This is a genomic window from Bacteroides sp. 214 (assembly GCF_010501015.1).
Lineage (GTDB): Bacteria > Bacteroidota > Bacteroidia > Bacteroidales > Bacteroidaceae > Bacteroides.
Window position 1 is genome coordinate 74,670 of sequence record NZ_QVML01000014.1, and the last position, 20,826, is coordinate 95,495.

Sequence of the window (20,826 nt, forward strand, 5' to 3'; positions counted from 1 at the left end):
CCAAAACCCAGGGCTGCACTCGCTTCGCTCCCTGACCCTAGGCTAAGTATGTCGCGCTGTCAGCGCTTCGACGTTTGATACACCCCCTATAACGAAGCCCGATATTGAGATAGTTCAGACTTTTGCAAAAAAAAGAGAGTGTATCGTTTTTGACACACCCTCTTCTCATTATAACAACTTGAACTCATACCCCTGCTCCAACATCCATTCAATGGATCTTGGCAAGGCATACTTCAGGTTCTTCTCGGATTTCAGTGAGTCATGGAATGTAATAACAGAACCATTGCGCACATACTTCTTCACAATGCGAAGCACTTGTCTGCCATTAAGACGTTTGCTATAATCGCGCGTTACAACATCCCACATCACAATTTTATATTTATTACGCAATACGTAGTACTGTTCGAGGCGCATGTGTCCATGTGGCGGACGGAATAAATCTGTTTGCAGCAATTCGTTTGCTTTGTCTGTATTGGCAAGGTAGTTGTTCGAAAGGTATTCAAAACCACGAATATGGTTGAAGGTATGGTTTCCTATACGGTGCCCTCTATCTACTACCATTTGGTAAGTTTCGGGAAACTTACGCACATTATCGCCTACCATAAAAAAGGTAGCTTTAATATGATAGGTATCTAATAAATCGAGTACCCATGGAGTTACCTCAGGTATCGGTCCATCATCGAAAGTCAGGTAAACGGCTTTTTCATTAGGACTCATACGCCAGATAGCCCGGGGGTATAAAACCCGGACTATCTGGGGAGGTTGTTCTATAAACATCTGTTATTCTTTTATTGCTTTTTAACCCTCATCACATATAGCTCGTATAGCTTATCCGAGAGCGATTCGTACTTCCCGTGAAGGTCGGATTTGTGTATTTTCATTACACGTACAAGTTCATCGAGCAAGCTATAATGCCAGCTTATGTCTCCACGGGAGATGAGTAACTGTTGGTCGCCCATGGATAGATACCATGTTATGTACTCCACCGAATTATCTGCTAAAGCGGCAATTATCCGGTCTGCTTTTTCACGTTCTTCCAGCTTGTAATAGGATTCTGCCATGTCGAGCGAACCGTTACTTAAGTCGTAAGGCACATTGAAACTCGGCACCATGCGCTCGCAGTAGTCAAGCGCTTTCAGGGCTTGTTCGTTTTTACCTTCTCTAAGGAGTTGTTTTACCATCATCGTAAAAATGCGGCGATGGGTGAAAGACATGCGCATTGTGTTGTCATCAATGTAAATACCCGGTTTGTCAATACCGCCAAACTTAAACTTGTTCATCAGGTTGTCGTACATCTTTTCGCTATCTATTTGCGCATCCAGTTTTTCGGTATCAAATGGGGTGAAACGATAGGCCAATCCTTCTTGTACAAAGTGGTTGCGCATGTTCAGTTGGTTATCCGTACCAACGGTAATGGCCATGTAGATAGGACGTTCCCAATTGGCATTGGCAATCATCTCGAGCATCATCAACTCGTTCTTGTACAAGGCACCCTTACCTTTCAGCGAAATGTGCATGTAGTCGGGGATGGAGTCGCCCAATGCTTCGGGTATTTTCATGCCCGATCGACGAACAGCTTCCTTGTCTATTTTCACCACGATGCTATCTGTAGGGATAAAGCGTAGTTGTTCATTATCCGAGCGTACCCAATATTTCAGAATATTCTTCAGTTCGTATGGATTTTCGCCAAATACATCTTGTGCCTTTGTGCGGTTTTCCGAGCCCGAAACATCGTTCGAACTTTGTGCATACAGTTCGTCTATCTGTTTCTTGAAGTCCGGACGTACACGAATATACTCATTTGTACCCTCTACATACTCTACTCTATCCCAAGTGATGGGCAGTGATGGAGAATCGTATGCCGGGCGCTTCATCTGGTCTATGTACCAGTCGGTCTGCAAATAACTGAGGTTACAAGTGCGGGCATCCGTACGGAATCCTTCTGTTTCCTGGTTGTACCACAACGGGAAGGTATCGTTATCTCCATTGGTAAATATAATCGGGTTACCGGTTTCGCTCAGCGTCATCAGGTAGTTTTGTCCGAAGTCGCGGCACACATAGCGGTCGCTTCTGTCATGATCATCCCAGGTCTGACCCACCATTTGTATCGGAACGAGTAGACAAAGCACTGCTGTAATTGCTGCGGCAGGGAGCTCTTTCAGCTTCAACGTATCCTGCAACATCCGAACAATACCTGCTACACCCATACCTGCCCAGATGGCAAACGCATAGAATGAAGCCGCATACGCATAATCACGCTCACGAGGTTGTGTCGGTGTTTGGTTAAGGTACAACACAATGGCGATACCTGTCATAAAGAAGAGGAAGAATACCACCCAGAATTGTTGCACACCTCTTTTGCCACGATAAGCTTGCCAGAAGAGACCAATAATACCTAGTAGCAACGGCAATCCGTAGAACACATTGCGTCCTTTGTTCTCTTTCAACACAGTAGGTAGCAAGTCTTGGTCGCCCACCAACAGGTTGTCGATAACTTTTATACCGGTTATCCAGTTTCCTTTCTCTATTTCTCCCAAACTCTGAAGGTCGTTCTGTCTACCCACGAAGTTCCACATAAAGTAACGCCAGTACATAAAGTTAAGCTGGTACGAGAAGAAGAACTTGATGTTTTCCCATTGGGTAGGTATATTAACGGTAATCATCTCGCCACACTGGTTGTGTTGTACATTCGTACCTTTTATCTCCATCCAGTTTTTATACGCATCGGTGTGCAAACTGCTATACATACGCGGGAATAGCATATTCTGTGCATAGACATACTCCGCCCGCCCCGGTACTTCGATATAGCTATCTTTCTCATCAGGAGCTGTTTTTTCTTTGCGGATGTACTTCGTGTCACCTTTCTTTTGGCGATATACACAGTATTGTCCCTCCACATCCAGTGCTACTTGCGAAGAATATGCCTGTCCGTAGAATAGCGGACGGGTACCATATTGCTCACGACCCAAATACTCGCCCAGCGTGAAGATATCTTCGGGCGAATTCTGGTCCATCGGGGTATTGGCGGTAGAACGGATAACAATCAATGCGTACGAAGAGTAGCCAATCATAATCATCATGATGCAAAGCAGCGATGTATTCATGGTTCGCGCGCTGATTTGATACTTGGTGTTGAGGTTCTTGGCAAACAAATAAGCGGCAAGCGCACCCAGTACCACCAACCCGATAATAATGCTGCTTGTGCCATGTCCGTAGAATGGAATACCCAGTAGCGCCACCGTGCCGAGGAAAGAGATATTCATGCGGGTGCGGTTGTTGCTCTGGTAGGTTTCGAAAACACCCCACACAATGCATGCCACCAGTACAATGATGTAAACCACCACTCCTGTATTGAACGGCATACCCAACGAGTTTACAAACAAAAGTTCAAACCAGCCACCTACCTTCACAGCGCCCGGCACAATACCGTATAGTACCACGGCTATTAATATGGCCGAGCCAATAAGCGCCAGCAGGCTACCTTTCAGGTCGGCATCCGGATTCTTTTTATAGTAATATACCAAAACAATAGCAGGCAGACACAACAGGTTGAGCAGGTGCACGCCAATACTCAGTCCGGTAAGGTACGCAATCAATATCAACCAACGGTCCGAGTAGGCATCATCCGCTACATCCTCCCACTTCAGTATCAGCCAGAATACCACTGCTGTAAACAGCGAGGAGTAAGCATAAACTTCGCCCTCTACCGCGCTAAACCAAAAGGTATCACTCCAGGTGTAGATAAGCGCTCCCACCAGTCCCGAACCAATAATCGTTATCATCTGTTCGAGGGAGATTGTTTCGCCGTCCTTCACCACCAGTTTCTTCACTAAATGTGTGATGCTCCAAAACAGGAACAAAATACAGGCTGCACTCATCAGCGCACTCATATAGTTGACCATTTTTGCAACTAATGCAGGGTCGCTAACAAATTGTGTGAAGAAGTTTGCGGTTAGCATAAAGAAAGGTGCGCCGGGAGGGTGTCCCACTTCCAGCTTATAAGCCGAAGTAATAAATTCTCCACAGTCCCAAAAACTTGCGGTTGGTTCAATCGTCAGGCAGTAAGTAATCGCTGCAATAAGAAAAGCAAACCACCCCACCAGGTTGTTTACGGTTTTGTATTGTTTCATGTAAGCTATAATAAATTATACGTTAGCGCTTTACGCGTGGCAAAGATAGTATTTTAATTAAAAAGTAATAGCTACCCCCCTTATTTAATATGGACGTATTCATTTTATTGTTTATATTTGTCTGCTTAAAATTATAGTATGAATATTATACATAACATAATTCTGTATCTACCATTTTTTGTTTCATTATACTGGGCAGTGCTTCTGTTGCTGAATAAAAGAAACAATAACAGACCTCAAAATATATGGATGGTATGCATGTTTGTTTTGAGTGCCTGCTCGTTTGTGTGGATTATGATTTTAGGGGGTATCGAAAATTATAAGCTTTATTATAAGTTAGATATAGTTGATATCACCCTAACACTGACTATATTCCCGCTTCTATATCTTTATTTCTGGGCTTTGAACACCAAAGATACATTAACCTGGAGGCAATATGCGTGGTTTTTGCCAGGGCTTATTCTGGGGGGTATTTCTGCCATCCTTTATCTGTGCATGGGCGAAGAACAGTCTGTTGAATACATACAAACCGTAATCGAAAATCAGGATACTTACCAGTTTACACCCGGCACACTTCAATGGTTGCTTTATGTAGTAAGCCTACAAATATTTTCGGTTGTTTTTGCCATTCAAATAATCATTGTGTTATTCCTTTCTACATTAAATGTAATCCGCTACAAGAAAGGGATTCAAAACTTCTTCTCCAACCTGGAAGGAAAATCCATTGAGAACAACCGGGCGGTATTGATTGGACTTTTTGTTTTTCTGGTTATTGCGCTTTCGGCTACTTTTTTATGGGGAGTGTCTCACGAAGCCTATTATTCGGCCAAATATATAGCTATGGGGCTGACGGGCGTATGCATCTTCTACATGGGGCATCATGTGTATAACACCAAGTTCATTCTTCAACACATTGCAGAAGGAGAACTGTCCATGGAAGAGTACGAACCCCTCGAAAAAGAGGATGAGGGGACTCATCTGAATAGAGTACTTGTAAGGTTCAACCAATTAATTGACGAGAAACAGTTCTTTCTTCGCCCCACACTTACGCTAGACGATATCGCCGTCGAACTTCACTCCAACCGCACCTACATCTCGCGCATCATCAATGAAGAGTTTCATAGCAATTTCTACGAATTTATTAGTCGCAAACGCGTTGAATTCGCTAAAGAATTGATGATGAAAAACCCACAATTACCCCAAGAACAGGTAGCCACAATGTCGGGATTTGTTCACGCTTCTACCTTCAGTCGTACCTTCAAAAATCAAACAGGATTGACGTTTAGTCAGTGGAAAAAACGTTAAAAAACTCTTTTTTTTATCCTGTGCTAAATGCTTTTACGTAGCGCTAACAAATACTTGTTTAGCGCTAATGCCGCATCTGTTTTGTCTCCGTATTTTTGCAGGAGTTAACAAAAAACAAAGCAGATATGAGAAATTTAACCTACAAACAAAAGACTTATCTGTTACATTTTTTATCAACTAATCGTATTAATCATTCATTTTAATTATTATTTAATTATGAGCAGAAAATCAATTTACCTGCCACCCTGCATTGAAGTAATAACAATGCACAACGAAGGCGTGATGGCAGCAAGTGCAGGTCTCGACGGAATGGACGGCACAGACTTCATCAGCAACTCAGCCGGCGCACAGTCGGGCAGTATCACATCGAGTGGAAACGCAGCTACAAAAGGCGCAAACTCCATGCAAGACCTCGAAGACATGTTGAACGATTTATTCACTACCACAAAATGAAAAAAATAGCACTACTTACCGCAGGCATCGCAGCCATCATGATGACAGCATGCCAAAAAGACGACAACCTGCCACAAGAGCAGCAAGAAAAATTCACCGTAATAGCCACCATGCCGCAAAAGGCAGACACCCGGGTGACGTTCGAAGAAATAGCCGGAGACCCACTCTCAAGCCTCAAAGTTACATGGGCAGCAGGCGATAGGATTGTAGATGAGAACCGCATTGATCACACCCTTGCAGGCGGCGCAGGAACAACAAGCGCAACCTTCAACTTCGATACCGAGCCCACTGGCGGCGCAACGTTTACCTACGGTACATGGAAAGCAGTTCAGTCTCAAAATCCTAGCAACCCTATGGGGCACTTGAGCAGTGTTCACGAAATGGCAGGCACGTACAATGCCACAGCCAAAAGCATCGCCTTCGAGCATCAAACGTCTGTGATGCGCATTGCGCTGTCGGGTCTCCAGAAGAGTAGTGATCTCGGAGTGCTTTACATACAACGTGATGCGGAGTCTCTCTCTATTAACCTCAATGGCAATAGTAACAGCACCGAAGCCGATGGAACATTCGTAGCATGGGTTTCCGTAGACCCTGAATGGTTAGATGGCGCAACCGAACTCAGCTTCATGCTAGGCTATCTAGATCAGGACGTCCAAGAATACACCCACACCTTCGGCACCGCCCTCGTTGGCAATGCTTTGAAAGGCAAACTACTGCACTGCAACATCAACATGGAAACCAAAACAGCCATAACAGTAGGATTTGGTAGCGACCCAACATGGTTAGACCCCATAAACACCGTGCCCGATGGATACACACACATGGTGTACGACGCAGCAAGCTTTGCAGCCCTGCCAACAGCCGATGCCAACGCAATAGTGATACAAATGGCCGACATTACATTGACCGACGAAGCACTAGCCAACTTCGCAGGCAAGTACAACGGCAACGGACACACCATCACCAAAGCCAGCGGCTCTGCATTTACAACACTCACCGGCCAAGCATGCATCACCAACACACACATGCGCGGAGGGGCAGTGCTGATATCGACACTTGGAATGAGTAATAAAATCTCAAAATGCAGTAGCATAGGCGCCGCTTTAGTAGGACAAGGCCCGATGCTGCCGGTACAACCCCTCCTTACCCTGTGCAGTACCGACCAGACAGCACTGATAAATAGTGCTGCCCCCAACCTCTTCTCCAACTGCTGGTACAATGGCGCAGCACAAAGCACCTCAGTAGCCGGCGACGTATGGAAAGAAGCCACCAAAGAAATGGTATCTGTCACCGCAGCCCAACTATATGTAGACGGAAAAATTCAATGGGATTACCAACCCTAACCACCGCTACAAGCGTTTTGGCTTGCAAGCCGAGGCCGAAACCTTCCTGCAACCTGCGCGGAGCTTTCAGCCGGAGCCGAAACCTTCCTGCAAATCGCACGAAGCTATCAGCCGAAGCTGAATCCTTACTGCAACCTGCACATAGCTATCAGCCGAGGCCGAAGCATCCCTGCAAGTTGCATAGCGCTTTCAGCCGGAGCCGGAGCATTCCAGCAAGTTGCACAACACTTTCGGTCGAGGCCGAAAGCGAAAAAGCAACGAATTAATAATTAAAACAACAAATTCCCAGCTCATCGGTGAGATAAACGCCACCATCGAGCAATTCAAACTTAATATCGATAACCAAAGCAAAAAAAAGAAAGAAGATGAAGAAGATACAAATCAGCAATAAACTACACCTATTATATATAGGTGCAATGGCAGCCATCATGACGCTAAATATGGCAAGCTGCCAACAAGAAGATGCAATGCCCACCGACGATAACGACGCACAGGGCGAGTTGGTACAATTCAACATTGGCAAACCCGCCGGGTTTGTCGGCGTAGGTAACGATACCCGCACGGTGATTGCGGATGATGGCACCGTGACGTGGGAAGATGGCGACAAGGTATACGTAGTAATGGCAATAGGTGAAGACTCTAATTATACCTTCCGCAACGGCACGCTAACCTATAGCGGCGGTTCATGGAATAGCGATTTGCGCTGGCCGCTGGATTTCCAAGCCGGTACCCAGGTTCAGTTCCTTGCCTGGTATTTAGGCAGGGGCGAAGGCAGTGGGCTTGGTCAGGAATTGTATCAGCACCAAATATACAATGCCATGAGCGCTGCTAAAACAATAAACGACACTTCGGAAACGATCAGTTTGCTATTGGCGCCAACATTCGCAGGTGATATGAACTTTAATCAATTTGTATTTACCGGCCTTACCGAAGGGCAAACCGTAACGTTAGCCACCCCCAGTTGGTACAGTTTTAAGGTAACACTTCAGGAGAATAACTTACTTTATGCAAATTGCCCTAATCTATCAGTGCCCAAAACGTTCACTGCCGATGCCAGCGGCCAGATAGTTCTTTATCTGCACACATCCACCGTCAGCAGCTTGAAGTACAGCATTGATAACGAGGAAGCGGTAAACCTACGCGATAATACGCTTATTGCTGCTGCCTTGACGGCACAACCGTATGGCAACCGTTTCATCATCAACTGCGGCGCACCGGCATCGGGCGGCACCGGCGCGGGAGATATTGAGGCGGCAGCGGCAGCAAAACAAGAGTTCTTGGATTGGTATAATGGCGGCGCAAGTACAGACTTTACGCTTAGCGGCGATATTACTCTTCAATCGGGCGATATAACGAGTGTGCAACATTTGACCAATAACCAAACCTTCGATGGCGCAGGATTTACCATTACAGGGTTGAACATTACAATTCAGAATGCCGTAGTTGGGCTGTTTGGCGTAAACAACGGCACAATAAAGAATCTAATTATAAAAGATGCCACAATAAGTGGAGATTATGCAGGCGCTATTATCGGTCAAAATGCAGGTCGCATCATTAGCTGCCAGTCTATTAATTGCATTTTAACAGGTAGTGGTAGTGCCGGCGGTATTGCCGCCATCAACAGCGGAACTATTGTGGCTTGTTATGAGAGTGGTAGCACAATCTCCGGAGCGGAAGCCGGCGGTATTGCTGCTTATAACGACGCAGGAACCATTTTGGCCTGCTATGCCCAGTCGGCAACAATTACCAGTGGCTATGAAACTCCGGGCGGCATCTTGGGATACAATGTTGATACCAGTTCTATCACCACTGCATGCTACTGGCAACACGGCACCATAACCAATGGTATAGGCGATAATAGGGGCATCGACGGCACGGTTAAAAGCAATTACGCCGATTGCTACGGAGCTATGAATACTGCGTTAACCGGTGCAGGGTACTCGGCTATGTGGGGTGCTACGGGCTTGGTTTATCCTTAATCTAACCAACCCCTCTCTTCCGAAAGAATTCAAATATCCCTCTCCCAGCCAAAGGCCCTGCCTCGCTGGGGGAGGCTATTAATCACTAAAGAAAACAATTATTAATTATGAGCAGAAAAGTAACCTACCAGTCTCCCCGCATTGAAGTAATTGCACTGCACAACGAAGGCGTGATGGCAGCAAGCGCAGGCCTCGACGGAATGGACGGCACAGATTTCATCAGCAACTCAGCCGGCGCACAGTCGGGAAGTATCACATCGAGTGGAAACGCAGCCGCAAAAGGCGCAAACTCCATGCAAGACCTCGAAGACATGTTGAACGATTTATTCACTACCACAAAATGAAAAAAATAGCACTACTTACCGCAGGCATTGCAGCCATCATGATGACGGCATGCCAGAAAGATGACAACCTGCCCCAAGAGCAGCAAGAAAAATTCACCATAACAGCCACCATGCCACAAAAGGCAGATACCCGGGTGGGATTCGAAGAAGTAACTGGAGACCCACTCTCAAGCCTCAAAGTTACATGGGCAGCAGGCGATATTATTGTAGATGCGAACAACGATTCGCACAGCCTCGCAGGCGGCGCAGGAACAACAAGCGGTACATTCAACTTCAAAAATCAGCCTACCGATGGCGCAACGTTTACCTGCGGCATATGGAGCAGCAATCAATACCAATCATCAAGTGATGCTTTGGAGCATTTGGGCGATACGCATGTAATGACAGGCGCATACAATGCCGAAACCCAAAGCATTGCCTTCGAGCACAAAGCAGCCGTAATGCGCATTGCGCTATCGGGTCTCCATAAAAGCGCTGAACTCACCATGCTTCAGATAACACGTACAGATTACGAATCCATCGCCCTCTACCTCTCTGATAATAGTACTACAGTCGATGGAACATTCGTAGCATGGGTTTCCGTAGACTCGGAATGGTTAGATGCTGAAACTAACCTCACCTTCAGGGTAATTTATGCAGATTACGACCTCCAACCCTACCTCCAAGCCTACCCCCACACCTTCAGCTCTCCCATCGCAGCTGCCGATATTAAAGGCAAACTACTACACTGCAACATCAACATGAATCCGGATGCAGCGGCAGCAAAACAAGAGTTCTTGGATTGGTATAATGCCGGTATGACTACAGACTTTGCACTTAGCGGCGACATCGACCTTTCGGGTGTTACCGACTTCTATTTGAGGAGCCTCGGTGAAGGAAAAACCTTCGATGGCGGTGGATATACCATTACAGGATTGAACATAAATAATAGTGCGAGTGTCGGGCTATTTAGGCTGAACTTAGGCACTATAAAGAATGTAACTATAAAGGGTGCCACAATAGGAGGACAAAATGCGAGCGCTGTAGGCGATAATTTTGGTAGCATCATTAACTGCCGGGCTATTAATTGCACAATAGACGGATCGGCTGTGGGCGGCGCTATTACAGGTGTTAACATGGGCACCATTGTGGGTTGTTACGAAAGCGGAAATACCATTACCAGTGCTTACGCCGCAGGCGGCATTGCAGGCAATAATGCAGAAGATGGTATCATCTTGGCCTGCCACGGAAACGGAAGTACAATTAGCGGAGATTATTGTGCGGGTGGTATTGCAGGAAACAACGTAGAAACAATAACCGCTTGCTATGCCACGCCAACAAGTGTAAGCAGTAGCAGCGATATAGCAGGTGCTGTGGTGGGTATGAACGATGATGGTTCAGCCAACACATGCTACTGGCAACACAGCAGTTTAACCGAAGGTGTAGGTGCAAATACAAGTGCCGCCACCGACACCACAGCTAAAGACGATTTAGCCAATTGCTACAACAATATGAACACAGTCTTGGCTGGCACTGCTGCTGATGATGCTGGTGTTAGCTGGGATGCTACCGGTTTGGTTTTTGCAGAGTAATCGTTGAATTCTCTTCCGAAAGAAAATCAAAAGAGGCTGAATCCTTAAACAAGAGGGTTCAGCCTATTTTGATTTTGTCCATCCAGCTTGAGGTCATTCAACAGTGTTGGTGCGGTAGTCTAGCGTTTCATTAACACAAGCAATGAACTTTGCATTTTGCTGTACCGTACCGATGTCGTGGCTCACAAGGATAATGGCGCACTCTCTGTTTATTTCGGTGAGTAGTTCGTAAAGGCGTGCTTCGAACTGCTTGTCGATGTAGGTGCTGGGCTCATCGAGAATAACCACCTGAGGGTTGGATATAATGGCGCGGCCGAGTAAAGCGCGTTGTATTTGTCCACCGCTGAGTTGCCCGATAGGAGATTTCTCCACTCCCTCCAATCCCATACGTGCCACCACTTGCCTCACTTTTTCTTTATGTGCATGGGTAAACCGGCTGGTCACTGTTTTGCACGAACTCAGCCCCGAGAGGATAACTTCTTCTACGGAAATAGGGAATTTTTTATCTATCGTGTTGTATTGGGGCAAGTAACCCATGGTTATTTTATCGACAGCTTTGCCTTCTTTGTAGTAGGTGATTTTGCCTGCAGAAGCCGCTATCAATCCCAGCACCACTTTTATCAGTGTGGTTTTTCCGCCACCGTTGGGACCAATAATACCCAGAAAATCGCGCTCGTACACCGTGAGGTTTACATCGTGCAATACCTGTTTCTTATCATAGCCTGCCGAGATGCCGGTGAGCGAGATAAGTGGTTGAGGCTCTATGGCGTGATTACTCTTCATGCGATAAACTTTTGGCAACGTGTATCATCTCTGCTTGCCAGTCGTAGGCTAACGGATTAATTTCTACTACTTGGGTTTGTGTCTGCTTGGCAATAAATTCTGCGCCTCTCTTATCAAACTCGGGTTGTACAAAGATGGTTCGTACCTGCTCGGCTTCCGCTACTTCAATCAATGATTTTAAGTACGACATGGAGGGCTCCTTGCCGTGTACTTCGATAGGTATTTGCCGCAAACCATAATCGCGCGCGAAGTAAGACAATGCCGGATGGTAGATCATAAAGGAACGGTCGCCACCGGGCACAAGTATACGGGTGAGCAATGTGTCGGTCTCTTCGAGGAACACCATTAAAGAGTCATAGCGTGCACGGAAAAATTCTTCATTGGCAGCATCCAGTTGGCAGAAAGCCCGGAGTGTGTTGCCTGCTATTATCTTTGCATTTAAAACAGAGCTCCACACGTGTGGCTCTACACCCCCTTCGTGGAAGTGGTCGCCATGCGCCTGTTTGCCTTCGTGTATCAGTTCAATGCCTTCGGAAAGGTCGAACACCTTAAGATGCGGGGCATTGGAAAGCATTCTATCCATCCATGCCTGTTCAAACCCAATGTACCCGATGCGCAGATACGCTTCACTCTCGCTTAATGCTACCAGCTGCTGGGGGGTAGGGTCGTAGGTTTCGGGGCTCGAACCTTTGGGCACCATGCTTTTAATGGTGAACTTATCTCCTCCAATTGCTTCGGCAAAATAACGCTGTGGCTCAATCGTAACACTAATGATGCGCTCTGCTCTGTTTTTACGCGTGGTGTTTGAGCAAGATTGAGTAGACAGTATGCAAGCGGCTGCTATGGCAACAAGAACAATGTATCTGATATCTTTCATTCGTTCTGTTTTTTATTGGTTGACGGACTTGGTAGCGCGAAGAATCTCGCGTTTTCCTCCCGGAGGGCCGGGTAGCCTTTCTACGGTGAAGCCAGCCTGTTGCAACATTCGCCGTACCTCGCCTTTGGCGCAGTAGGTGGTAAGTACACCATCGTCAAAGAGCACATTGTAGAGTCTGTCGAATACGGCTTGTGTCCATAGTTCGGGTTGCTTCTCGGGAGAAAACGCATCGTAATAGATAACGGCAAAACGCATATCATCCAGTGGCTTATAGGTAAGGAGGTCTACATTGAGCTTAGCTAAAATGAAATCGTCTGTAATAAACTGAGGGATACCCCACTTTGCGCTGTGTATTTTCTCCCAGTATTCGTCTTTAGCGTAATTCAGAGCGGCAAGTGTATCTCGCTCTACCGGATAAAGTTCTAACCCTACATAGCAAACGTTTTTACCCAACTTTTCTGCCTCAAGAAGGGTAAGGTAAGCGTTCAAGCCTGTGCCAAACCCAACTTCGAGGACGGTTACACACTCTTCCTTGCACGTCTTCATGCCCATTTCCACAAATACATGTTGTGACTCGGTGCGAGCACCCTTCACACTGTGGTAATGCTCATCCAGTTCGGGAACGAACAAGGTGGCGCTTCCGTCTTCTGTCTTTTCAATAACTATTGTTCTATCTCTATTCATAAATTTATAATGCATTAAAAACGCCCTGTGCCGCCATGATAACGATAATATATCGAAGCAACTTACCGAGAAACATGCTAATGGAAACCAAGAGTATATTGCTTCTCAAAAATCCCAGAGAAACCGCTATGATGCTTCCCAATATAGGAAGAAATGCAAAGAAAGCCATCAAAGCACTACGCCCATTGAGATAGTTCTGTACCTGTTCTATTTTTTCGCGTTTCATGTGGAAGTATTTCACCAGCCAATCCATTTTGCCCAAATGCCCCATCCAGTAGCAGGTAAGACCTCCTAATAAATTGCCGGTAGCGGCACACAGCAGGCACACCACCGTGTTGAGCCCTAAACTGGGATGTATTAAGGCAATCAGTACGGCTTCCGAACTAAAAGGTATTACACTACCTGCCAGGAAAGCAGACAGAAACATACCCACATAACCCCATTGGATAAGAAATTCTATAATAGCATCCATATATTGTATCCGTATATAAAGAGTAGCGCCAGTGCGCTCCCTATAAAGAATAAGTTAGAGAGTTTTGAGTTTGTTTGGGTAGCAAAATGAGCAATCAAAACACTTAAGCCGGTTAATAAAATGGAAGTCAAACTAATGATGTGAGCCGGTTGTAATACAATAAACACAAACATAAAAAAGCATATCACAATCCAGAATCGCAGCAAGATACGCGTGCGTATTTTATCTTTATAACTCTCGGCAAGGCAATGTATAGTGCTGCAAACAAACAAGAAAAAGAAATAGCACAACGTAACAAGCTCCCATGTAGGCAGAAGACTGAAGTCGATTGCATCAAAGTGAATAAGTTGCACAAACGGCTTATAAAACAACTCCATACTATCGTGGTAAACCGCATGGCCTAACAAGAAAAAGTAGGGAAGAATAAAGCCAAGTAATGTAGCAAAGAAAATACGCCACGTGAGTGTGCTTAAGTAGGGTATACCTATTATAAATAAAGGTATAAAGAATATCAACTGCGGAAACAACATGCTACCCAGTCCTAAGAAGAAGAACGAATAGAACAGACTTCCTGTCGGAGCAGATTGCTGATAGCTGCGAAAGAAAAAGTAAAGGGCTATGATGAAAAAAACCGTTAATACATTGGCTGAGTGGAATTGATGCAGAGCTGGAAAAATCGCGATAAAGAGGAAGTAGATGGTGGTCTGCACCGAAGCTCGTATCCTGATGATGACAAAAGCGTTATTGAATGCTATCAGGAAGTAACCGATAATAAGATGAATGGAAAGACTTATTAATCGGTTTAGCCAACCGGGAATGTGCAGTTGCTCAATCCAAGCTGACAAAAGCGTATCATCCGTGTTGTGTGTCAACTCGGGAATCAACATGAATGTTGCCGCCCAACTTACCAACATGACCAATAGCGCAAAGGGAAGTGTCAACTTCCCTGTTGCTATTGTTCGTTGAAAACTCTTTCTATAATTCACAGGTGCTATAAATCAAATCCAATGTCTTTTCTATAATATTTCTTATCAAACTCAATCATCTCGGCTACCCGATAGCTTTTGCGCAAAGCTTCTTCCTTGTTTTCTCCATAAGAACAGACGGCAATTACCCGCCCACCATTGGTTACAACTTTTCCGTGTTTTACGGTTGTTCCGGCATGGAATATGATACTGTCTGTTTCGGCGGCTTCGGTCAGTCCGGTAATGGGATAGCCTTTCTGATAATCTCCCGGATAGCCACCGCTTACCATAATAACACAAGCAGCGGCACGTTCGTCCATAACAAGAGTCTTGGTGTCGAGTGTTCCGGTGTGTACTCCTTCGAGTAGGTCTACGAGGTCGCTTTTGATGCGTAACATCACACTTTCGGTCTCGGGGTCACCCATGCGTACGTTGTATTCAATCACCATGGGCTCGTCGTTTACCTTTATTAATCCCAAGAAGATAAAGCCTTTGTAGAGTATCTCTTCTTGGCGCAAACCATTCACCGTAGGCTCGATAATACGGGTGCGTACTTTCTCCATAAACACCTCATCGGCAAATGGTACGGGAGTAACGCTACCCATTCCACCGGTATTCAATCCGCTGTCTCCTTCGCCGATGCGTTTGTAGTCTTTCGCCACAGGTAATACTTTATAGTGTTCGCCATCGGTCATTACAAATACCGAGCACTCAATGCCGCTAAGGAACTCTTCGATAACTACCGTAGCACTTGCCTGACCAAACATACCACTTAACATGGCTTTCAGCTCGTTCTGAGCATCTTCCATGGTGGGAAGTATAAGTACTCCTTTTCCGGCGCAAAGCCCATCGGCTTTCAATACGTAGGGAGCCGAAACGGTTTTGAGGAACTCCAAGCCTTCATCAAGGTTCTCGGCCGTTACGCTGATGTAACGCGCGGTAGGGATATTATGGCGAAGCATAAATTCTTTGGCGAATTCTTTGCTGCCTTCCAGCTGCGCAGCTTGCGCGGTAGGACCGATGATAGCGATATGACGCGTAGTGATGTCCTTTTCAAAATAGTCGTAGATACCTTGTACCAATGGGTCTTCGGGACCAACTACAATCATGGTAATATCTCTTTCGAGCGCGAATGTCTTAATGGCTTCAAAGTCGGTTGCTTTTATATCCACATTTTCGCCTACAGCACTCGTTCCGGCATTTCCCGGAGCAATATACAGTTTCTCTACCTTCGGACTTTGGGCTATTTTCCAAGCCAATGCATGCTCACGTCCACCTGAGCCTAAGAGTAATAGTTTCATATTATAAATGGTCTTCGAAATATCGGGTTATTTTTTCGTGTAGGTGTACGCGGTCGCGTCCTAATACGTTGTGTTTATGTCCCGGATAGATAAATAAATCGGGATAAGTGCGTGCATCCACACATGCCTTCATAAAGGAGAGCGCATGTTGCGGCACACAAGTGTCGTCCTGATAATCGTGTATCATCAACAATCGCCCTTTGAGGTTACCGGCAAGATTATTCAGGTTAGTTTCCTTGTAACCTTCGGGGTTGGATTCGGGAGTATCCATATAGCGTTCGCCATACATAATTTCGTAGTATTTCCAGTCAATAACCGGTCCGCCTGCCACACCTACTTTAAAGAGGTCGGGGTAGCGGAGCAGCAACGCGGTAGTCATGTGTCCGCCAAAACTCCAGCCATGTACTCCTATGCGGTTACCGTCTACAAACGGAAGCGACTTGAGGAAGTTGGCACCTTCCACCTGATCTTTACCTTCTTCTACGCCCAAGTTGCGGAAAGTACAGTTCTCGAACTCCAAACCACGGTTGGAGCTACCTCGGTTATCCACACAGAACATCACATAGCCTTTGCACGCCATATAGATATCCCATCCGCGTGCACTGTTCATAAAACCATTGGTAACCATCTGTGCGTGTGGTCCGCCATATACATAAACAATGGCTGGGTATTTCTTCGTTGCGTCAAAGTCTACTGGTTTCACTAAGCGATAGTATAAATCGGTTACACCGTCGGCAGCTTTGATGGTACCTGTTTCGATGGTTGGCATCTTATATCCTTTATAGGGATCTTCGGCGGTAAGCAGGTTGATGTGTTTATTCTTCACGTCGATGATGTCAATGTTGCGCGGAGTCGTTGGCGTAGTGTACGAATCAATCAGATAGGTTCCCGACGCACTTAGCTTGGCGTTATGAACACCTTCGCTATTACCTACAGCCACACGTTTACCCGAGGAAATCGCTACCCTGAAAATATTACTTTGCAGAGGTGAGTTCTCTGTGCTGCTGATGACTATTTCTTTCTTTTTATTGTCGAAACCAAGTACATCCTTCACTAACCAGTTGCCCGAAGTAAGTTGCTTGATTTGCTTACCACTGACATCATACAGATAGAGGTGGTTAAAACCATCTCGTTGGCTTTGATAAATAAATTTGCTGTTATCCCACGGCAAAAAGAGAATGGGCGATTGTGGCTCCACATACTTGGCATGTGTTTCTTCAAACAGGGTGGCGGTTAGTTTGCCGGTGGTTGCATCATAACAACAAAGCTTGGCATGGTTCTGGTGGCGGTTCAGCTCAATGAGGTAGATGCTCTTTTCGTCGGGCGACCAACTGATGTTGGTAAAGTAACGGTCGGTGGGGTCACCTGCATCTAAATATAAAGTCTCTTTTGTTGCGGGGTTATAAACGCCTACGGTCACTTTATGACTAGTCATACCTGCCATGGGGTAGCGGATATTATTCGTTTCGGCAATACGGGTAGTAACATCTACCAGCGGATACTGCGTAACCATGCGCTCGTCCATGCGGTAGAAGGCTACCAAATTACCTTTCGGGCTCCAGAAGATGCCACCATTAATGCCAAACTCATTGCGGTGAACAGAGGCTCCACACACCACCCCGTGGGGTTCGGAGGTTACAGCCTCACCGTTTACATAGAGATTATTGTCGATGGTATAGGCTATCTGCTTGTTCTCTTTGCAGAAGTTTATATTCGCAGCTCCTTTGGGTAACTCGTGAATCAATGTAGCTACACCTGTTTCTATATCATATATATAATAATGTGTACGTAGCGACAAAAGCATTTTCTTTTCGCCTGCCCAAGGGAACTTTACGCTCTGCAGATGTACGAATGTTTTTTCCTGATCAAAGGCCTGATTAACTTGTTGCAAGGTAACGAGCAGTTCCTCTTTTCCTGTTTGTGGGTTGATGCTTGTTATGCTGTCGATGCCGGGTTTAATACAGACATCGCCCCACCATTGTAAACCGTAGATATTCTCGGCAAACTTATAGTTTGAACCACCCGGTGTGAGCTCCTCCAGCGTTGGAGTGGCTTGTGCAAACAGGTTATTACTGGTGGATATCATTGTCAAAAAACAAAGGGTTGTTATAAAAGTTCTCATAACCGGTTACTCTTTATTATTATCTTCGGCAGTATAAATATACTTCGCTGTTCTTTTGGGATATTCTTTTTGTTCGCGGGGTTTATCTCCACCCTCTTTGCGGAATGGTTTCCTGTCCGAACCGCCACTCTTGAACTCTTTCATCTTTCCGCTGAATAGTTCGTATTTACGGAACTGGCACTCTAAAGCACCATTGTAAAGCTCTATTTTTTCGGCAGGACGTAGCCCTATTTGTTCAAAACATTCGTCGCGGTAGCTCAGTATCCAAGCTGTGTTGCCACTGAAGGCATGTTTCAACCGTTCGCCGATAACCTGATACAATCCCAACAGGTCGTTGGTAGAGATACGTTCGCCATAGGGTGGGTTGGTTATCATAATAGCTTTCGCGGCATGTTTCTCAAACTGCTGAATGGGTTGCAACTTGAGTATAATATCTTTGGAAACACCTGCTGCCTTGAAGTTAAAAGTAGCAATTTCGTTGGCTTTGGGGCTATTGTCGTAGGCGTATATCTTATGCTCGAAAGGTTTCTCGGCACTGTCGTCGTTGTATAACTCGTCGAACATTTCGCTGTCAAAATCCGCCCACTTCTCGAAAGCAAATCCTTTGCGGAATACACCGGGTGCAATGTTGCGTGCAATCAGAGCTGCTTCAATAGGGATGGTTCCCGATCCGCACATAGGGTCAATCAGGTCGCACTCGCCACGCCAGTCGGTCATTAGTATCATGCCTGCGGCAAGTACCTCGTTGAGTGGAGCTTCAACCGCTTCCTGGCGATATCCGCGACGGTGCAAAGACTCGCCCGAAGAATCCAGTGAGAGCGTGCATTTGGTTTGTGCGATGTGTATATTCAACAGAACATCGGGCTTATTGATGCGTACCGAAGGGCGTGTGCCGGTTTTCTCGCGGAAGTAGTCCACAATGGCATCCTTCACCTTGTAAGATACAAACTTGGAGTGGCGAAACTCGTCGCTAAACACCACAGCGTCTACGGCAAAGGTTTTTCCTTCGGTTATAATATCTTCCCACGCTATTTTTTTGATTTGTTCGTACACCTCGTCGGCATTCTTAGCGGTGAAGTGTTTAATGGGTTTCAGGATACGAATGGCAGTACGCAAACAGAAGTTGGCTTTGTACATCATTTGCTTGTTCCCCGAGAAAGACACCATGCGACGTCCAATCTCTACATCATCGGCACCTAAATTAATTAATTCCTCTGCCAACACCGCTTCCAAGCCTTGGAAGGTTTTGGCAATCATCTCAAACCTGTCATTCATATTTATCTTTTTTGTACTATTTTTGCTCCTTCGGGCACATCTTCCGTTACCCAGATATTTCCTCCCACGGTAGCTCCCTTGCCTATTACAACCCTACCCAGTATGGTGGCGTTGGAGTAAACGATTACGTTATCTTCCAGTATCGGGTGTCGTGGAATACCTTTTATAGGATTCCCGTCATCGTTGAGCGGGAAGCTACGCGCTCCCAATGTAACACCCTGATATAGTTTTACATGATTGCCGATAATGGTAGTTGCCCCTATCACCACACCCGTGCCATGATCTATGGCGAAGTACGAACCTATCTGTGCTCCCGGGTTGATGTCAATACCGGTTTCGCTATGCGCCATTTCGGTTATTATACGCGGAATGAGCGGCACATCAAGCGTAAGCAGTTCGTGCGCGATGCGGTAGTTGGTAATAGCTTTGATAGCAGGATAGCAGAAGATTACTTCGCCAAAGCTTTCGGCGGCAGGGTCGCCATCGTACATAGCTTGCACGTCGGTGGCGAGTAGCCTGCGCAGCTTGGGTAGTGTGCTGATAAAGTGGGCGGCAAGTTTCACTGCTTGTTCGCGCAGGTAGGTGCACTCTTTGTTTGCCTTACTGGTGCTGGCTACAAAACACAAACCGGCATATATCTGCTTGGTAAGCAGGTTGAATAACCGTTCGAGGTTTACCCCGATGTGATATTCAATGGTTTGCTTATTGATGCATGAGTTACCAAAATAGCCGGGAAAGAGAATGGTGCGCGCCAATTCTATAATTTCATTTAACACAGGAAGCGAAGGCAATTGCTCTCCTTCCTTTTGCTGGTGGAACAGTTCATTGTACGACTCACTCTCCGAAAGTTCGTCAACTGTTTGTTTCAAGATGTGGGTAAAGTCTATCGGACTCATCAGATATCTTCATTATAATAAGGTACAAAGGTAGCAATAAGTTTTTCTTATTTTGCATGAACTTAAAGATACTTTCTTTTCATGCAATTGCCACTGCATTCTTGTTCGTTTCAAATAGCTTCTTTCATCTCTTCACAGCTGTGAAGAGATATCGTCACAGTTGTGAAGAGATATCATCACATTGGTGAAGAGATATCATCACATTGGTGAAGAGATATCATCACATATGTGAAGTGACTTATACTGAAAGTGGTTGTCAGTTTTTACTGCTTGTTACTAAAAAGGTTGTCGCAATATATCTTTTCATTCTAAAAAGGTTGTCATTC

At 45.7% G+C, this 20,826-nt stretch carries 16 protein-coding genes and 1 pseudogene; 6 read left to right on the plus strand and 11 right to left on the minus strand.

What is annotated here, in order from left to right:
* Window positions 1–168: 168 nt before the first annotated feature.
* Both D0T50_RS10365 and D0T50_RS10370 read right to left on the minus strand, forming a co-directional pair.
* Window positions 169–777 (minus strand): polysaccharide deacetylase family protein, encoded by a 609-nt coding sequence (locus D0T50_RS10365; protein ID WP_163223458.1) that lies wholly within the window; start codon window positions 775–777, stop codon window positions 169–171.
* Window positions 778–788: 11 nt separating this feature from the next.
* Window positions 789–4,130, minus strand: coding sequence for a DUF2723 domain-containing protein (locus D0T50_RS10370; protein WP_163223459.1), 3,342 nt, complete (start codon window positions 4,128–4,130; stop codon window positions 789–791).
* A 258-nt stretch (window positions 4,131–4,388) separates the two neighbouring features.
* Between D0T50_RS10370 and D0T50_RS10375 the strand changes: the two genes are divergently transcribed.
* The 6 genes from D0T50_RS10375 to D0T50_RS10400 all read left to right on the plus strand — a co-directional run bounded on the left by D0T50_RS10375 (window position 4,389) and on the right by D0T50_RS10400 (window position 11,125).
* On the plus strand, window positions 4,389–5,435 hold the full coding sequence (locus D0T50_RS10375; RefSeq protein ID WP_163223460.1) for a helix-turn-helix domain-containing protein: 1,047 nt from the start codon (window positions 4,389–4,391) through the stop codon (window positions 5,433–5,435).
* 216 nt (window positions 5,436–5,651) lie between these two features.
* Complete coding sequence (locus D0T50_RS10380; RefSeq protein WP_163223461.1) at window positions 5,652–5,888, plus strand: hypothetical protein; 237 nt, start codon at window positions 5,652–5,654, stop codon at window positions 5,886–5,888.
* On the plus strand, window positions 5,885–7,231 hold the full coding sequence (locus D0T50_RS10385) for a hypothetical protein (protein ID WP_163223462.1): 1,347 nt from the start codon (window positions 5,885–5,887) through the stop codon (window positions 7,229–7,231). Before D0T50_RS10380 ends, D0T50_RS10385 begins: the two co-directional genes overlap by 4 nt.
* Window positions 7,232–7,596: 365 nt before the next feature.
* Complete coding sequence (locus tag D0T50_RS10390; protein WP_163223463.1) at window positions 7,597–9,210, plus strand: hypothetical protein; 1,614 nt, start codon at window positions 7,597–7,599, stop codon at window positions 9,208–9,210.
* A gap of 107 nt (window positions 9,211–9,317) precedes the next feature.
* Window positions 9,318–9,554 carry a hypothetical protein gene (locus D0T50_RS10395; protein ID WP_163223464.1) on the plus strand — a complete coding sequence of 79 codons (237 nt, stop codon included), beginning with the start codon at window positions 9,318–9,320 and terminating at the stop codon, window positions 9,552–9,554.
* Window positions 9,551–11,125, plus strand: a complete 1,575-nt coding sequence (locus D0T50_RS10400; protein WP_163223465.1) for a hypothetical protein — start codon at window positions 9,551–9,553, stop codon at window positions 11,123–11,125. The genes D0T50_RS10395 and D0T50_RS10400 overlap by 4 nt, the downstream gene beginning before the upstream one ends.
* A gap of 93 nt (window positions 11,126–11,218) precedes the next feature.
* On the opposite strand, the gene D0T50_RS10405 is transcribed toward D0T50_RS10400, so the two are convergent.
* The 9 genes and pseudogenes from D0T50_RS10405 to D0T50_RS10445 form a co-directional block, all read right to left on the minus strand.
* On the minus strand, window positions 11,219–11,908 hold the full coding sequence (locus D0T50_RS10405; protein WP_163223466.1) for a metal ABC transporter ATP-binding protein: 690 nt from the start codon (window positions 11,906–11,908) through the stop codon (window positions 11,219–11,221).
* A complete protein-coding gene (locus tag D0T50_RS10410; protein WP_163223467.1) occupies window positions 11,898–12,785 on the minus strand; it encodes a metal ABC transporter solute-binding protein, Zn/Mn family in 888 nt (295 codons plus the stop codon). The genes D0T50_RS10405 and D0T50_RS10410 overlap by 11 nt, the downstream gene beginning before the upstream one ends.
* A gap of 12 nt (window positions 12,786–12,797) precedes the next feature.
* On the minus strand, window positions 12,798–13,469 hold the full coding sequence (gene mnmD / locus D0T50_RS10415; RefSeq protein WP_163223468.1) for a tRNA (5-methylaminomethyl-2-thiouridine)(34)-methyltransferase MnmD: 672 nt from the start codon (window positions 13,467–13,469) through the stop codon (window positions 12,798–12,800).
* Window positions 13,470–13,473: 4 nt separating this feature from the next.
* Window positions 13,474–13,941, minus strand: coding sequence for a YqaA family protein (locus D0T50_RS10420; protein WP_163223469.1), 468 nt, complete (start codon window positions 13,939–13,941; stop codon window positions 13,474–13,476).
* On the minus strand, window positions 13,926–14,927 hold the full coding sequence (locus D0T50_RS10425; protein WP_163223470.1) for a hypothetical protein: 1,002 nt from the start codon (window positions 14,925–14,927) through the stop codon (window positions 13,926–13,928). Before D0T50_RS10425 ends, D0T50_RS10420 begins: the two co-directional genes overlap by 16 nt.
* 5 nt (window positions 14,928–14,932) lie before the next feature.
* Window positions 14,933–16,207 (minus strand): phosphoribosylamine--glycine ligase, encoded by a 1,275-nt coding sequence (gene purD / locus D0T50_RS10430; protein WP_163223471.1) that lies wholly within the window; start codon window positions 16,205–16,207, stop codon window positions 14,933–14,935.
* A 1-nt stretch (window position 16,208) separates the two neighbouring features.
* Window positions 16,209–18,329 (minus strand): S9 family peptidase, encoded by a 2,121-nt coding sequence (locus D0T50_RS10435; RefSeq protein ID WP_163223472.1) that lies wholly within the window; start codon window positions 18,327–18,329, stop codon window positions 16,209–16,211.
* A 39-nt stretch (window positions 18,330–18,368) separates the two neighbouring features.
* Window positions 18,369–19,604: pseudogene (locus tag D0T50_RS10440) on the minus strand (class I SAM-dependent RNA methyltransferase); the annotation flags it as partial.
* A 2-nt stretch (window positions 19,605–19,606) separates the two neighbouring features.
* Window positions 19,607–20,500: a serine O-acetyltransferase gene (locus tag D0T50_RS10445; protein WP_163223474.1), complete on the minus strand. Its 894-nt coding sequence runs from the start codon at window positions 20,498–20,500 to the stop codon at window positions 19,607–19,609.
* Window positions 20,501–20,826 lie beyond the last annotated feature (326 nt).